The organism is Mucilaginibacter sp. GW822-FHT03E02, from assembly GCF_058801545.1.
The window spans coordinates 3,766,546-3,782,441 of record NZ_JBXANJ010000001.1; the positions used below are offsets into that span (position 1 = coordinate 3,766,546).

16 protein-coding genes are annotated in these 15,896 nt (G+C 44.5%); 9 read left to right on the forward strand and 7 right to left on the reverse strand.

From position 1 onward, the window contains the following. Positions 1 to 3 precede the first annotated feature (3 nt). On the reverse strand, positions 4 to 1,137 hold the full coding sequence (locus AC1RM2_RS15670; protein ID WP_492986132.1) for an NAD(P)/FAD-dependent oxidoreductase: 1,134 nt from the start codon (positions 1,135 to 1,137) through the stop codon (positions 4 to 6). A 249-nt stretch (positions 1,138 to 1,386) separates the two neighbouring features. Here AC1RM2_RS15670 and AC1RM2_RS15675 point away from each other — a divergent pair, with 249 nt between their 5' ends. The 5 genes from AC1RM2_RS15675 to AC1RM2_RS15695 all read left to right on the forward strand — a co-directional run bounded on the left by AC1RM2_RS15675 (position 1,387) and on the right by AC1RM2_RS15695 (position 6,090). Continuing rightward, on the forward strand, positions 1,387 to 2,115 hold the full coding sequence (locus tag AC1RM2_RS15675; protein WP_492986133.1) for a zinc metallopeptidase: 729 nt from the start codon (positions 1,387 to 1,389) through the stop codon (positions 2,113 to 2,115). Positions 2,116 to 2,335: 220 nt separating this feature from the next. Continuing rightward, a complete protein-coding gene (locus AC1RM2_RS15680) occupies positions 2,336 to 2,917 on the forward strand; it encodes an RNA polymerase sigma factor (RefSeq protein WP_147054005.1) in 582 nt (193 codons plus the stop codon). Continuing rightward, positions 2,914 to 3,417: a hypothetical protein gene (locus AC1RM2_RS15685; RefSeq protein ID WP_492986134.1), complete on the forward strand. Its 504-nt coding sequence runs from the start codon at positions 2,914 to 2,916 to the stop codon at positions 3,415 to 3,417. Before AC1RM2_RS15680 ends, AC1RM2_RS15685 begins: the two co-directional genes overlap by 4 nt. A gap of 406 nt (positions 3,418 to 3,823) precedes the next feature. Continuing rightward, positions 3,824 to 4,912, forward strand: coding sequence for a PAS domain S-box protein (locus AC1RM2_RS15690; protein ID WP_492986135.1), 1,089 nt, complete (start codon positions 3,824 to 3,826; stop codon positions 4,910 to 4,912). 290 nt (positions 4,913 to 5,202) lie between these two features. Then, positions 5,203 to 6,090 (forward strand): PfkB family carbohydrate kinase, encoded by an 888-nt coding sequence (locus AC1RM2_RS15695; RefSeq protein ID WP_492986136.1) that lies wholly within the window; start codon positions 5,203 to 5,205, stop codon positions 6,088 to 6,090. 158 nt (positions 6,091 to 6,248) lie between these two features. On the opposite strand, the gene ruvX is transcribed toward AC1RM2_RS15695, so the two are convergent. Next, entirely contained in the window at positions 6,249 to 6,659 is a 411-nt protein-coding gene (gene ruvX / locus AC1RM2_RS15700) for a Holliday junction resolvase RuvX (RefSeq protein ID WP_147054002.1), read from the reverse strand. A 232-nt stretch (positions 6,660 to 6,891) separates the two neighbouring features. Between ruvX and AC1RM2_RS15705 the strand changes: the two genes are divergently transcribed. From AC1RM2_RS15705 to AC1RM2_RS15715, 3 genes are read left to right on the forward strand one after another with little or no spacing between them, the layout of a single operon-like run. Continuing rightward, entirely contained in the window at positions 6,892 to 8,037 is a 1,146-nt protein-coding gene (locus tag AC1RM2_RS15705) for a DNA polymerase III subunit (protein ID WP_492986137.1), read from the forward strand. A 2-nt stretch (positions 8,038 to 8,039) separates the two neighbouring features. Continuing rightward, positions 8,040 to 9,590 (forward strand): PSP1 domain-containing protein, encoded by a 1,551-nt coding sequence (locus tag AC1RM2_RS15710; RefSeq protein ID WP_492986138.1) that lies wholly within the window; start codon positions 8,040 to 8,042, stop codon positions 9,588 to 9,590. 1 nt (position 9,591) lies between these two features. Next, positions 9,592 to 10,074, forward strand: coding sequence for a gliding motility lipoprotein GldH (locus AC1RM2_RS15715; RefSeq protein ID WP_492986139.1), 483 nt, complete (start codon positions 9,592 to 9,594; stop codon positions 10,072 to 10,074). 416 nt (positions 10,075 to 10,490) lie between these two features. Here the strand turns inward: AC1RM2_RS15715 and AC1RM2_RS15720 are convergent, their stop codons facing one another. Continuing rightward, complete coding sequence (locus AC1RM2_RS15720) at positions 10,491 to 11,243, reverse strand: UDP-2,3-diacylglucosamine diphosphatase (protein WP_492988254.1); 753 nt, start codon at positions 11,241 to 11,243, stop codon at positions 10,491 to 10,493. A 361-nt stretch (positions 11,244 to 11,604) separates the two neighbouring features. Here AC1RM2_RS15720 and AC1RM2_RS15725 point away from each other — a divergent pair, with 361 nt between their 5' ends. After that, positions 11,605 to 12,978: a DNA recombination protein RmuC gene (locus AC1RM2_RS15725; RefSeq protein ID WP_492986140.1), complete on the forward strand. Its 1,374-nt coding sequence runs from the start codon at positions 11,605 to 11,607 to the stop codon at positions 12,976 to 12,978. Positions 12,979 to 13,137: 159 nt separating this feature from the next. Here AC1RM2_RS15725 and AC1RM2_RS15730 read toward each other — a convergent pair whose 3' ends face one another. The 4 genes from AC1RM2_RS15730 to AC1RM2_RS15745 form a co-directional block, all read right to left on the reverse strand. Further along, on the reverse strand, positions 13,138 to 13,500 hold the full coding sequence (locus AC1RM2_RS15730) for a TM2 domain-containing protein (protein WP_492986141.1): 363 nt from the start codon (positions 13,498 to 13,500) through the stop codon (positions 13,138 to 13,140). A 217-nt stretch (positions 13,501 to 13,717) separates the two neighbouring features. After that, on the reverse strand, positions 13,718 to 15,085 hold the full coding sequence (locus tag AC1RM2_RS15735; protein ID WP_492985013.1) for an IS4 family transposase: 1,368 nt from the start codon (positions 15,083 to 15,085) through the stop codon (positions 13,718 to 13,720). Between the two features lie 39 nt (positions 15,086 to 15,124). Further along, positions 15,125 to 15,436 carry a DUF2752 domain-containing protein gene (locus AC1RM2_RS15740; RefSeq protein WP_492986142.1) on the reverse strand — a complete coding sequence of 104 codons (312 nt, stop codon included), beginning with the start codon at positions 15,434 to 15,436 and terminating at the stop codon, positions 15,125 to 15,127. Continuing rightward, the gene (locus tag AC1RM2_RS15745; protein ID WP_492986143.1) at positions 15,429 to 15,842 is read right to left on the reverse strand and encodes a DUF4199 domain-containing protein; all 414 of its coding nucleotides are present in this window, start codon (positions 15,840 to 15,842) and stop codon (positions 15,429 to 15,431) included. The genes AC1RM2_RS15740 and AC1RM2_RS15745 overlap by 8 nt, the downstream gene beginning before the upstream one ends. Between the last annotated feature and the right edge of the window lie 54 nt (positions 15,843 to 15,896).

The window sequence follows — 15,896 nt, forward strand, 5'->3', positions numbered from 1 at the left end:
GCGCTAAATATCGCGTAATACCAGTTCTGCTACTTCCTCGCCCACCAGGCTCCCCATTGCTACGCCCATGCCGTTACAGCGTACCGCGCAAAAAACATTGGGCTGTATAGCTTTCACTATCGGGCTTAGTTGTTCGCCGAAGCCCATGATGCCGCTCCACCAGTAATCAACCTCGGTTTTTTGATCGGGGAGGATAACTTCGGCCAAATAGGAAAAGAGTTTTTCCTTAACCTCATCTGTATGCCCAAACTCCCAGGTTTCTTCGGCCTTATAATTCAGGTTGCGGCCGCCGCCAAACAGCACACGGTTATCAATGTTCCTAAAATAATAGTACCCTTCATTAAAATGATAGGTGCCCTTCAGTTTTAAACCATCTATAGGTTTTGTTACCAATACCTGGCCCCTGCCGGGCACCACATCCAATTCCGGGTACAGCTGGCCGGCAAATGCATTGGTTGCCAGTACTACCTTACCTGCTTTAAAGTTACCCTGTGTAGTTTGCAGCCTAACGCAGGTGGCCTCGTGCTCAATTGCCGATACCTGTACATTATTTAAAACCAACACTCCCAGCTCATACACTTTATACAATAAAGTCCGCATCATTTTACCGGTGTCAATCTGGCCTTCAAAGCGGTTGTAAATTATGCTGGCTACATTATTAAGGCCAAAATCTGCAATTTTTTCATTCGCAACTGCATAAATGTCAGTGGTCCCGATAATGGGCTGCAATAATTTATTAAGATAATCAACCTGATCCAACGCGATGCTTGCGGCCTGGGGTTCATCATTCATAAACAGTTCGTGCCCGCCATGTTGGTTATAGTCGATATTCTTATCCCCAAGGTTTTGCCGCAAGCGCTGCAGGCCGCGCCACTTATAATCAACCAAATGCATGGCCTCTACTTCTGACGAGCGGTTTATGACCTCAATTTGCTCGCTAACTGTACCAAAACAGGCAAAACCGGCGTTTTTAGTACTGGCACCGCTTGGTAAAAAGCCCCGCTCAAGCACCAGTACTTTAAGCAATGGCTGCTGCTTTTTTAAATGCAGGGCGGCACTTAAGCCCACCAGGCCGCTGCCAATAATAATTACATCGGCGTTATCAATAAAAGAAGTTCGCTCCCAGTAGGAATACATTTTTTTTAAGTCAAAATTAAAAAGTAAAAATTCAAAAACCATATCTACCGGATTTTACTTTTGACATATGTATTTAGAGCGGAATGGTTTTTGAATGTGATAAGTTATAAATGCATGTGAAAGTGCGTATACACATTAAGCTTAAGCGGCTTGCTGTATGCAAATCATTATTGAATTTTTCACAATGTGTTTATTTTTTTGCGTTCAAGAGTGCTGCGCAATTTTGGCTTTTTAATTTTGACTTAACAAATGAATCACTTATCATTTATAACAGCCTATATCGGATATAACTCTGCCTGGTTCCTGATGATCCTGGTTGCCATTGTTAGCTTTATAGTACAATGGCGTTTTAAGAGTAAATTTAAGCACTACTCAGAAGTTGGGTTGCTATCCGGCCTGTCGGGCCAGGAGGTAGCGGTTAAAATGCTGCGCGCTCATGGCATATTTGACGTACAGGTAATATGCGTTGAAGGTCAGCTTACCGATCACTACAACCCCGAAACCAAAACCGTTAACCTGAGCCAGGATGTTTTTTATAGCCGCAGCATTGCCGCGGCCGCTGTTGCCGCCCACGAGTGCGGCCACGCGGTACAACACGCGCAGGCTTATGGCTGGCTTAGTTTCCGGTCGGCCATGGTACCCGTTATTAATATTGCATCAACACTAACGCAGTGGACACTGCTTATTGGTGTAATGCTGCTCATTTTTTCGCATAATCCATTTGTATTGGCCATAGGTGTGGCCGCGCTGGCATTGGTTACATTTTTTAGTTTTATAACCTTACCTGTTGAGTTTGATGCCAGCCATCGCGCGTTGGTTTGGCTCAATAATAACTATAGCATTATGCAAACCACCGAAGAGCATGAACAGGCTAAAGACGCCCTTTGGTGGGCCGCCATGACCTATGTTGTAGCCGCGCTTAGCTCGCTGGCAACATTGCTTTATTACGCATCGTTTTTGTTTAACAGGCGGAATTAAAGGCCCGAAGGGCCTTGATGTGCAGATGTGCAGATGTGCAGATGTGCAGATGTGCAGATTTCAGATGATGAAAAGCAAAAGAGGCCTTCCGCAAATGGAGGGCCTTTTGCTTGGCGCCCTTTTTAGCGAATCTGCACATCTGGAATCTGCACATCTGCACATTTTTTCCTACCTTACTGTAACCTAAGTAAAAGCCCTGTTGTCAGAGAGGTTGTAACACATGCAAAGCAAGCTTTCAGATATCGATCTTATAGAACAAACACTGGCGGGCAACCAATCGGCGTATGCCGACCTGGTGAAGCGGCACCAGCGGTTTGTGTTTACACTTGCTTTGCGTTTTTCAAAAAATCGCGAGGATGCCGAAGAGATTGCACAGGACTGTTTTATAAAGGCGTACCGCGCGCTGGCGACATACGGCGGGCAGTCAAAATTTAGTACATGGTTGTACACTATTGTGTATAACACAGCCATGACTTTTTTACGAAAGAAAAGAGTAGCCACCGATTCGATAGATGACGAAGCTACCTTTATCCAGGTTGAAAACAACGAGTCGGCTTATGATGCCTACAACGTTGAAAATAAATCGCGGTCGTTTTACGTTAACCAGGCCATTGCGCAGTTACTGCCCGATGATGCCACCATTATAACCTTGTTTTATAAAGGCGAGCAATCACTGGAAGAAATTGCCCAAACTTTGGGGATGGAAGCCAATACGGTTAAGGTAAAACTATTTAGGGCGCGCCAGCGTTTGAAAGATAAGCTGGAGCGCAATTTAAAACATGAGGTTAAAGAACTGATATGAATACCATAGAAGAAGAACTCTGGAACTATATTGACGGCAACTGCACGCGGGCAGAGCAGGATGCTATTGCCCGGCTTATTGAGCAGGATGAGGCCTACAGCAAAAAATACCAGGAACTGCTGCAGCTAAACCTGGAATTTGCAGCCATGGAGCTTGACGAACCATCAATGGCATTTACCTATAACGTGATGGAAACCATCCGTACCGAAAACGCACGCCAACCACTTAAAGCGGCTATTGATAAACGTATTATTATGGGTATAGCTGTTTTCTTTATTTTTACCATACTGGCGTTGCTGGTGTTCACTTTTGCCAACACCCATTCGCAGCTTTCGGCCTTTGATGTAAAAGTTAAAGTGCCGGCTGCTATAAAACTGCCAAATGCCGCCAATATTTTTACCAGCCCGGTATTTAAATGGTTTATCATGTTTGATGTTGTATTGGCCTTATTTTTATCAGACAGTTATTTGCGTAGAAAAAAAACGACAAAACAGGCCTAAAGTGTTTACCATGTAGTACGCAAAAGTTTACAATTAACTAACACCGGCTTTTTTTTAATTGATATTTATTTTTTAACCTCCGTTTTTAACGTGTATAGGGCTATAAAGGCAACTTGCTAAAAAAATTTACGAAGTTTTAATTTTTGGTATAGTAATTGTACAGGTATGTATGAACTGGTAATCCTTACCGGTTTAATTGTGATAAGGTTTAGGTTGAAAGTCGCCCGACGCAAGGTCTGGGCGGCTTTTATTTTTTTACAGGGATTTAGTCATCGTAAAAAATATCAGCCTAAGAACCAAAGCAAATTCTCAATTTTCGCAGGCAAACTATTTCATCAGCCTTACCGTATAACCAAAACACAATAATAGCTGACTCCCCTTGACAGCTATGCCAATTGTATACTACATGATAAATCGTTTTGAAACAAACACCGGGGCCGATTTTAATTTCGAACGTTTTTTCGATTTATCGGCTGATCTTTTCTGCATTGCGGGCTACGATGGTTACTTTAAAAGGGTTAACGCGGCGGTTTCAAAAACTTTGGGATACACCAACGAAGAGCTTTTTTCGAGCCCAATAAACTCTTTTGTACACCCGGACGACCAACTTATAACCGAAAGAAAACGCGATAACATCAGGCACGATGTACCACTTTTAAATTTCGAAAACCGCTATATAACCAAAAGCGGAGAGGTAGTTTGGCTGGCCTGGACATCGATGCCTGTTGATCAGGACCAACTTGTTTTTGCAATTGCCAAAAACATTACCCACACAAAAAAACAGGAGGCTGAGCGAAACGACCTGATAACCCACCTCACGCAAATAAACGACGACCTGAAACAGCTAACCTATACCACATCGCATGACCTGCGTTCGCCGGTAAGTAACCTGTTGTCGGTTTTTAATTTTATTGATCTTTCAAAAATACAGGACCCCGAAACCATTGAGTTTATCGGCATGCTTCGCTCGGCATCAGAGAGCCTGAAAGAAACACTTAATAACTATGTAGATGTTTTGAGCCGGAAAGACAGCCTGAACGTTCACCGGGAAGACATCAACGTTAACGATACCTTAAATACGGTTCTGCATTCGGTTAGTTCCCTGATACATGATTCCGGTGTTACCATCAACCTTAATTTTACCGGCGATTTTATTATCAACTTTAATAAATCGTACCTCGAAAGTGTATTTTTAAACCTGATCACCAATTCTATAAAGTATGCCCGCCCTGAAATTGCCCCGGTTATCAATATCAGCTTTAGGGTTCACAAAGGATTAAAGCAGATATTGTTTGCCGATAACGGTTTAGGGTTCGACATGGACCGCGTGAAGGATAAAATATTCGGGTTTCACCAAACGTTTCATCATCATCATGATAGTAAAGGCATTGGGCTCTATCTGGTCTATAACCATGTTACCAGCCTGGGCGGACAGATTACCATCGAAAGCAAACCTAACCAGGGGGCTACCTTTATCATATCGTTTAAAGATTAATATAGCCTGCCGGGAACCGCTGACGCGGTATTAAGTCGAAAGTTCTAAGTCTTGAGTCAAAAGTTGAATTTATTTTGACTTAGAACTTTCGACTAACGACTATCCGTCATTACGTGATTAACATAATGTAGTTATTTCTATCAAAAATCGTTCAAAACGTACAAACAAACCGGCAATTACAGGCTTTATATCATGGGTAATAAAAACCTTACATTAATTAAACATTGATATTATATACCTTTGCGGCTCGATCCTGACTGGTGGGGTATTGATAATAATAAAATAACAGCATGTACGATATTTGTTGCGTTGGGCATATAACGTTAGATAAGGTGGTAACACCACGTGTAACTGCCCACATGGCCGGTGGCACTTCTTTTTACTTTTCAAATGCCATCCGCAATATGGATGTTAGCTACACGCTGGTAACAACACTTGCCGAAAGCGAAATGGTTGTTGTTGAAAAATTGCGCGCCAGGGGCATCAACGTAAATGCCTGCGCCTGCGGCCTTTCTGTTTATTTTGAAAATATTTACTCCGAAAACCAGGACCACCGCACCCAGCGAGTATTGCAAAAAGCCAATCCTTTTACTGTTGAACAATTACAGGAAATTGACGCTCAAATTTTCCACTTAGGCCCGCTGCTTGCCGATGATATGCCTGTTGAGCTGATCAAGGAACTAAACAGCCGTGGCAAAGTATCGCTGGATGTGCAGGGCTACCTGCGCAAGGTTGAAGATAAAAACGTTGTGGCCATAGATTGGGCCGATAAGCGCGAAGCCTTGCAATACATTGATATCCTGAAAGCCAACGAACACGAAACCGAAGTACTTACCGGCAGTAAAGACATCCACGAAGGCGCCCGCATTTTGGCCGATTGGGGTGTTAAAGAAGTTGTACTCACCCTGGGCAGTATGGGATCTGTAATTTACACCGGTGGCGTTTTTTATAATATCCCCGCCTACAAACCATCTGCAGTTGTAGATGCAACAGGTTGCGGCGATACCTATATGGCCGGCTACCTGTACCAGCGCATAAAAGGCGCATCTTTTCAGCAGGCCGGTGAGTTTGCCGCAGCAATGGCAAGTTTTAAAATTGAATCATCCGGCCCGTTTACCGGCACCGAAGATGATGTTTTAAACCTGATTACCCGTGGCGAAAAAACTTACGCCTACTGAGCTATAAATATGGTTACCCAACCAATATAGTTAAACGAATGTTTTAAACTACCGTCATTGCGAGGCACGAAGCAATCCCGAACTATGTGGGACTTAGCATGTCGGGGATTGCTTCGTGCCTCGCAATGACGGTCTTTTTTTAATTTTCAGACAGCTTTCTAATAAGCTTTTGCCATCCAGCTTTGTAACAATATTACGGCCGATATGGTATCTACCAGCTCTTTATTTTGGCGGCCTTTTTTATTCATGCCGCTTTGGGCGATGGTGGCCGATGCCATTTTTGAAGTAAAACGTTCATCAAGCATTTCTATAGGGACCTCGGGGAAAGTTTTTTTGAGCAGCCCCACAAAACCTTTAACATGTATGGCCGATTGCGATGGTGTATTATCCATCTGCTTCGGCTCGCCCACAATAAACCGCTCCACCTGCTCAGTTTTTAAATACGTTTTCAGGTAATCAACAATATACATCGGGTGCACGGTATCCAGCCCCGTGGCTATAATCTGCAAAGGATCAGTAACCGCTATACCAATGCGCTTGGTACCGTAATCGAAAGCCATGATTCTCATTTTTAGATGTGAGATATGAGATGTGAGATATGAGATTTCATTGCGTAAAGATAGGAGATGTGAGATATGGGATGTGAGATTTTTTGCTTTTGGGTAAAATGAGTTTTTCTTAACAAAAAAGTGGAGTGGAGGTCGACCAGAAGCGCTGCTCTGTCTCAAATCTCATATCTCACATCTCAAATCTGATCCCATCATATCTCACATCTCAAATCTATTTACTATTTTGCACCAAATGCAGTTTAAGGAAATAGTTGGACAAGTAGCAACTAAGCAAAGGTTGCTTAACTCGGTGGCAGAGAACCGGGTAAGTCATGCGCAATTGTTTTTAGGCCCCGAAGGTTCGGGTAGCCTGGCGCTTGCCGTGGCCTATGCCCAGTACCTGAGTTGCGAAGATAAGCAGCCCGATGATTCCTGCGGCGTATGCTCGTCGTGCCGCAAGTACAACAAACTAATGCACCCCGACCTCCATTTTTCGTACCCCTTCTTCGCCAAACACAAGGACGATACAGCCCTTACGTTTATTGAGCAGTGGCGCGAGGCTTTTGGTGCTAACCCATATTTAAACCTGGATGCCTGGCGTGGTTACCTGGATGCCGAAAACAAGCAGGCCAATATTAACATTGCCGAGTGCCACCAGATTATCAAAAAACTCAGCTTTAAACCGTTTGAATCTGCCTACAAGATCCTGATTCTTTGGCTGCCCGAATATTTGGACAAAGAGGGCAATGCCTTGCTTAAAATTATCGAAGAACCGCAGCCCAATACCCTGTTTATATTGGTGGCCCAAAACCAGGACCAGATATTGAATACCATCCTGAGCCGTACGCAGCTCATCAAAATACCCTGCCTGCATTCGGCAGAAGTAAAAGAATACCTGATGGCCGAGCACCGCCAAACCGAAGATGCCGCCGGCGAAATTGCCTACCTTACCAATGGCAACTTAACCGAGGCGCTTACCATGCTGCAACAGGATACCAAAAGCTACCACGAACTTTTTGTGCAATGGCTACGCCTGTGTTTCAGCAACAAAGGGCTGGAGGTTTTAACCTTTGTAGATAGCTTTGCCAAAATGGGGCGCGAAAACCAAAAGAATTTTTTACGCTACGGCATCAGTTTTATCCGCGAGTGCTGCCTGCTGATGGCCGGTGCCGGCAACCTGGTGCACCTGCCTGCAAAAGAGCTGGAAACCGCCCAAAAAATGACCAACGTCCTTGATATTAACAAGGCTCAATATATAAGTACCGAGCTTGAAAAAGCGCACTACCACGTAGAGAGAAATGCAAATCCTAAAATTTTATTTTTAGATGTATCTTTACAGATTATAAAAATATTAAATTTAAAAACCATCCCCTCGGGGAGTCAATATATACCAAGTTAATTATGGGATGTGGAAGTTGCTCAACAGGGGGCGGATGCTCACCTGCGGGCTGCAAAAGTAATGGCTCATGCCTTACCAACGGTTGCAGCAAATTAGATGTTTACGATTGGCTATCCCACATGGATATGCCAACAAATTATAAACCTTTTCCTGTTATCGAAGTAAAATTTAAGGGCTCGCGCAAGGAATTTTACCTCAATAACGATAATATCTACCTGGAAGCAGGTGATCTGGTTGCCGTGGAAGCTACCACCGGCGGCTATGATATTGGCCACGTATCTATCACCGGCGAACTGGTGCGCATGCAAATGACCAAGCGCCATGTAAAAGAGGCTGATGTGGTTAAAAAAATCTATCGCCGTGCTACCGTTGCCGATGTGGATAAATGGAAAATGGCCAAGGACCTGGAGTGGGAAACCATGCACAAATCGCGCAAGCTGGCCCTTGATTTAAACCTGAACATGAAGCTGAGCGACGTGGATTACCAGGGCGATAAAACCAAAGCTACTTTTTATTACACTGCCGAAGGCCGCGTGGATTTCAGGGAGCTGATCAAAAAAATGGCCGAAACCTTCCGCATCCGTATCGAGATGCGCCAGATAGGTATGCGCCAGGAGGCAAGCCGTTTAGGCGGTATTGGTTCCTGCGGTCGCGAGCTTTGCTGCTCAACCTGGTTAACCGATTTTAAAACAGTATCTACCTCGGCAGCCCGTTACCAAAACCTGTCGTTAAATACCCTGAAACTGGCAGGCCAGTGCGGTAAGCTTAAGTGCTGTTTAAACTACGAGCTGGATACCTATATGGATGCGCTGAAGCACATCCCAGATAATGTAAACGTGCTTAAAACCGAAAAAGGCGATGCCCGTTTGCAAAAAACCGACATATTTAAAAAGATCATGTGGTTTAGCTACCCGCGCGAGGAAGCGTGGATACCGATGCCCATAGCCAAGGTTAAAGAAATTCAGCAGCAAAACCGCGAAGGTATTATCCCTGCCGACCTGGGCGAGCTGGAGATGGAAGAAACCGAGGTAATAAAAGCGCTTGACTACGAAAACGTAGTTGGGCAAGACAGCCTTACCCGTTTAGACGACCGTAACCGCGCCAAAAACCAAAAGAAAAACAACAATAATAAAAACCGTAACCAGCAGCAAAAACCTGGCGGCGCCGAAGGCAGGCCTGCAAACCAGCCCCGCCCGCAAGGTGCAGCCCCGGTAGCAGAACGCCCGGCCAGCGCCCCTGAGGGTAACCGCCCGCCAAAGGGTAACCGGCCTCCGCAGCAAGGCAATAAGCCGCCTCAAAACCAGGGCAACCGTACACCACAGCAACAGGGGCAAAAACCCCAACAGCAGCATGGCCCGCAACAAGGCCCAAGGCCACAACAGCAACACGGTCCGCAGCAGGGCCCAAAGCCACAGCAACAAGGTAACCGTCCGCCGCAGGAAGGTGGCAGCAGGCCCGAAGGTGGCGGCAATAACAGGCGCCACCGGCCAAACCGCCCCAATAATCAAAACCGGACTAACAATAACCCGCCACAGGATAATACGCCCCAATAAAATGAAACGGTTTATCAAAATATTTTACCCGGCAGTATGCGTACTAATAACCATGCTGTTGGGTAGCTGTACCGATCCCGCCGCAATTGTAGATACCAACACACAAATTGCCGATCATAACTGGTCGTACGTAAACCGGGCTAAGTTTGATTGTAAGATAGACGACGAAAACGCGGCCTACAACCTGTACTTTAACCTGCGGGTAACCGATGCCTACAAATACGCTAACCTGTTTGTACTTATCCATCAAAAAAACCCAAACGGCTACATTAAAACCACCCGTTATGAGTTGAAGCTGGCCAGTAAAGATGGCCAGTGGCTGGGCAAAGGATCGGGCAATTTATATAGCTATCAGGTGCCTTTCCAAAGCGGTTTCAAATTCCCGGTTAAGGGCATTTACCATTTTGAGATTGAGCAAAACATGCGCGACAACCCCCTGCACGAAGTGAGTGATGTAGGGATACGGGTGGAGAAGGCGAAGTAATTTCTTCATTTACCTGCAAGGTCTGCAACGGACAGGGTGCACAACCGGTCGGTTACGTTCAAAATCTATTCTACGCTATGTATGACAGCTTGCAAGGTTTGCGAGCATATGCCTTGTACCATTACATATCCAATTTTCCTGTCATTCTTAGGTACGAAGGATCTACCAGTTGTGCAGACCGATAGAAAAGTCCGCGAATAGATACTTCGTTCCTACCCATGACAAGTTTCATTTTCTGTCATCCTGAGCGATAGCGAAGGATCTATTGTACGCCATGCATAACCGCCAACAAAGTTCGCGAGTAGATCCTTCGTTCCTCAGGATGACAGTCTTGTATTTTTGAGTGTCATACCCCCCCCTTCAGAATCCGCGGATTTTACCACTCAGGATTTGACAGTTTAATCATCGGTTCTCCATCACAGTTTCTCAAAATACTCCAGCTTCAGCTCCTCCCCGTCAAATACTGCGTAGCTAAAAAAATTAACCCATTCGCCCAGGTTAATGTAACGGCTCCCGGGCGTTATTTGTATATCTAAAGGGAGGTGGCGATGGCCAAAGATGAGGTAATCGTAAAAATTCGATTGCAGTTCTTCGCGGCAAAAAGTAACCAGCCATTCCTGTTCGCCTGGTTTGTGCTCTTCTTTTTTTGAATTGGCTATGCGGCTGTTGGTCGACCAGTAATTGGCTATGCCAACACCAAAGTTGGGGTGCAACCTGGCAAACAGCCATTGGCAAAACCGGCTGCGAAAAAAGTTTTTGAGCAGCTTATAAAAGTTATCGCCAGGCCCAAGCCCGTCGCCATGATGCAGGAAGAATTTTTTGCCGCCGCGCTCAATTTTCAATTCATTACTAACGATGGTGGCGCCAAGTTCCTTTTCAAAGTAATCAAACATCCACATATCATGATTGCCTTTAAACAGGTAAAGCTTTACGCCGGCATCGGTAAGTTCGGCCAGTTTGCCCAAAAAACGGATATACCCTTTAGGCACAACGGTTTTGTATTCAAACCAAAAGTCAAATACATCGCCCATTAAAAAAAGTTCGGCAGCATCGGCTTTAATGCTATCCAGCCAGCGTATTATCCTGTCTTCGCGGGCGCGGCTGCTGCCGAGCGCCCCGGCACCCAAATGAAAATCAGAAGCAAAATAAAGTTTGTTACGGGATGGCATAGGCGGCAAAAATACGGTTATTGGGCGAAAGGAAAAAATGGGGGATTTCACCAGGGAATGCGGACTTCCGATGTCGGAATGCTGAAACGGATGGCTCATGCCGAAACCATCGGTTTGAACGCCGGTCACGACTCACCCCGGCTACGCTGCGCTGGCCGACCCTCTCTCCGGCTGAAGCCGCAAAGAGGGTGAAGCTCATTTTTTTCTTTTCTTTTTTGAGCCCCTCTATGCGACGTAGCCGGAGAGAGGGGCAGAACGAGCGTAGCGATGTTCGGGGTGAGTCGTCTCCGCCATGCCATTAAGCTAACCCCTTTGCGATTACTAAAAATATTAACCTAAATTTGCTAATATTTTTATCAAAATGAATTCAGATATACTGATTATTGCCTCGGTTGTTATACTGCTGATAGCCGTTTTGCTGTTTATTAAAAAGCCCAAAGCCGTTGAGTTGATATCGGCAGACGATTTAAACAGGCTGCGCTCAGAAAGCGATCAGCTTAAAATTTCTTTGGCCAGGGCCGAAGAAAAAGCCAGCGGCCTGGCGGGCGAAAAAGAAAACATTACCCAATTTTTAAAGGACGAGAAAAACCGGCTGCTTGACGAGTTGCTATACGAACGTACCCAGTTAGCCACTGCCAATAAATCGTTGGAGAACGCCCGCGCGTACTATACCTCGCAGCAGGAAAAAATGCAGGAGCAAAAAGTGGAGATAGAACAAATCCGCAAGCAGTTCCAGCAGGAGTTTGAAAATGTGGCCGAAAAACTGTTGAAAGAAAAGTCAAAAGAGTTTATTGATGTAAACCGCAATAATCTTGACCAGATTTTAAATCCGCTTAAAGAAAACCTGAAAGCTTTTGAAGATAAGGTGGAGAAGGTTTACAATATGGAAGCCGCCGAGCGCAACACCCTGAAAGGTGTAATAACCCAATTAATGGACCTTAACAAACAGATAAGCGACGAGGCGCAGAATTTAACCAGGGCGCTTAAAGGCGACAACAAAAAGCAAGGCAACTGGGGCGAGGTGATCCTGGAACGGGTGTTGGAGCGGTCGGGCCTGGTGAAGGACCAGGAGTACCGGATACAGGCCGCCATGCAAGCCAACGATGGCACCCGCTATCAGCCCGATGTAATTATCGACCTGCCGGATGAAAAACACCTGGTTATCGACTCAAAGGTTTCGCTGATAGCCTACGAAAGGCTGATAAGCGCCGAAACCGAAGAAGACCGTAAGCTATTTGCCAAGGCGCATGTAGAATCGATTAAAAATCACATTGGCGGTTTATCTGCCAAAAAATACCACGACCTGTATAAAATAAACTCGCCCGATTTTGTGCTGCTTTTTGTGCCGATAGAATCGTCGTTCAGCATAGCTGTACAACTGGATGGCGAGCTGTTTAACTACGCCTGGGATAAGAAAGTGGTGATAGTAAGCCCATCTACCCTGCTGGCTACCCTGCGCACCATTGCCAGCATGTGGAAACAGGAACGCCAAAACCGGAACGTATTAGAAATAGCCCGCCTTAGCGGCGATATGTACGATAAATTTGTGGGCTTTTTAGGCGATATGGATAATATTGGCAAAAACATTACCTATACCCAAAATGCCTATAACAGCGCGGTAAATAAACTATCAGACGGCCGCGGAAACCTGACCAACACAGCCGAAAAAATCAAAAAGCTGGGAGCAAAAGCCGATAAACAAATTGACAACAAGTATTTGGGGGAGGAGAGCTGAAACAATTAAGCACAAAGCGCAAAGCCGGTAAATTGGATAATTCGATTGAGTTCCGGATTTTTGCCTGTTGCTAAAACCATTAAGCTAAAAAATCCACCCCGTAACAGAAGGTGGATTTTTTTGATATGTATATTGAAACTTTGCCCGTAACCGGGAAACTTAGTTGGTCATTTTAGCGATATTGAAGCTTTCGAAGGCCATTTTTTGATTGTACTCGTTGGCAATGCCTTTATAATTAATCAGGTCGACGATTGTACCAATCCAACAAAAACCGAAGGTGAAAAAGTACACAATGCCCATTCCAATCTGGTCGGTCATAAAACGTTGAATACCTGATACGCCAAGGAACCCCGCCAGTGTGGCCAGCAATATGTCCTGTGGGTTGCGGCGTTTGCTGGCGTAAACGCCCATAAAATAACGTTGCTGATTTTCGGTTAAAGCGGCGGTGGCCTGTTGTACAAAAGAAAATTCTTCGGGAGTCATTCCGTCGAACATCATATATGAATTTGGGTAAGTGCTCATTTTAGTAATGATTAATTTTGTGTTTGTTTTGATGATATAAAGGTACATCGGCACATAATAAACACCTACGGGATATAGGTTAGCAGGGCTAACAAGTCGGTGAAACCGTAGGTTTTAACGGTGAAAAAGAGCCTCACCTAAATCCTCTCCAAAGGAGAGGACTTAAAAACTACATTTAACATTTCCCGCATGCAAATCAGAACCCTCTCCTTTGGAGCTACCCCTTACCCAAATTTTGTTGATTCAAGATTTGATAAGTTTTCACAGCGTCGATCAATCGTCGGTAACCGGTCCATATAGCTTTTAAACCGGGAGGTCCATCAGATTTTCTACCCAGATGCCCTCCCAGTTTACCTATCCATGCGGCGGCTTCTGCTAATGTCGGCGGTTGGCTTGTCACTTTATTCGATTTGTGTATTAGCATGTACAGAACAACCCATTGGTCTTTAGTCAGTACAAGCTCGCAACTCACATTTGGGCTTTGTCTTGACTGATAAACCAACTGCATCATCCGCATAGCCGATATGCTGTATAAGTGTATCGCTTTTTGCAAAGAAGAGGCTTTCTTTAGCTGTAATTCTTCTACCTGTGTACCACTTTTAAGCACGTAATGAAAACGCTCTATCAGCCACCTGTAACAATACCATTTTACACATTGCAGAGCTTCTGTTACGGTGTTAACCGGTAAAGTAGTCAATAGTTTCCAATACAGCACCTCTTCCTGCCAGTCTTGCTTTGCTGAAATCTGTTTAAGTTCAATGGCTGACATCGACACGCTTTCATATTGATTACTGCTTCCCTGAGGACGAAGTATTTCTATTTGGTGATAACGGATTTCAACTTCAATTGCAGCTGTCTTTTTACCTGTTTTATCCGGGATATTCAATGTTGTTTTTGCTGCTAAGGGCTCCGCTGCAACTGCATCCCAAAGCAGGCTTTTATCATTTAGCTTACGATTATGCTTTGCCCGGATTAGTAAATCGGTATTTTCTTCATAAGCGCAAAAGAACAATTCATAGATATCTGCTTCCCTGTCTGCGATGTGTATTTTGTGTATGGTATTCCCTAAAAGCTCGTTGACTGTAGTTATTCCCTTATACCAATGATAACTCTCTTTATCTTCAAAGGGTGTATATGATCTCTTTTTAGACTTGCCCAATTCTTCTAATGGACGTACGAAATTATGCTGATAAAGTAATGATAGGGGAACTCCTGTGGTGCTGATAGCTATACTGTTGTAAGCGATAATGCCCCTTGCCTCCGTATTAGCCAGATATCCGAGACCCGATGCTGCACTATCATTATAACTAATCTGGCAAAAATCATGAGCAACCAATACTTTATCTGTTCCAGCAACCTGGCTGCTTCCATAACTTGATATAATTTGCTCAAGTGCCTGAAGGCTTACATCTTCATTCTTGTAAAACTCATAGGTAGCCTTCGTAGAATACCAGCCACCATTCTGCCCTGGAATACTGCTGCCAGGGTTACTGCTTAAATTATTAATTATAGATACAAAACGCTCATTCCGACGAATATCGCCAAGATCCAAATCTGGGAAATCCTTTATACTTACCTGATGCATAGAATTATTTTTCCAAATATCAGTTTTAACCCACTTTATTTAAAATTTGGGTAAGGGGTAGCCTTTGGAGAGGGTTGGGTGAGGCCTTGCCAGCACATAAATCCTATGAAATATCACCAGTACGGCCGGTATGCCCAACCAATGTGCATGAAATGAATTGGAAATTTGCCCGTGAAACAGGTAAATGATAGCGTGCCCCAAACCGCAGCCGGGGCACCAGGTTATCCCCATCAGTTTTAAAGGGCACAAAGTAAAATGCGATGTGGCTTTGGGCGAGGTAAACGCCAGGCACAGCATTGCGGTAATCCAGAAAATGAGTTCAAAATAGTTGCGAAAAAGCCGTTTAATCAACCTTGTTTGATTTATTGGTAAACAGTAAAGATACCGCAAACGCCAATAAAACGCCAACTAACAACGCTCCAAAAATGCGGCCGGATGATTCTTTAAGGATATCGTTCATGGATACACCACTGTAGCTGACATACAAAATCGTGGCAAAAACTGTTACAATACCGCCGGCAATCAATATTTTAAAGCTTTGTATCAGGGCCTCTAAAAAACCCATCTGGCCATTACAATCAGTTTGGCGGTAACTATAAATGCCAATTAATAAGCCAATGGCCGGGATAATAAACGAAAAATATTCAAGCGTGGCAACTTTGTCATCAGTGGGCGTAATTCCCGAGGTGTGCATAATATACATCCAGATTCCGCTTAGTACACCAATAATAACGCCCCAAATAATAGCATTTTTCATGTTTTTAAAATTTTGGTTTAAAAAATTTAGGTTGAGCAAAAGGAGAAATAATAC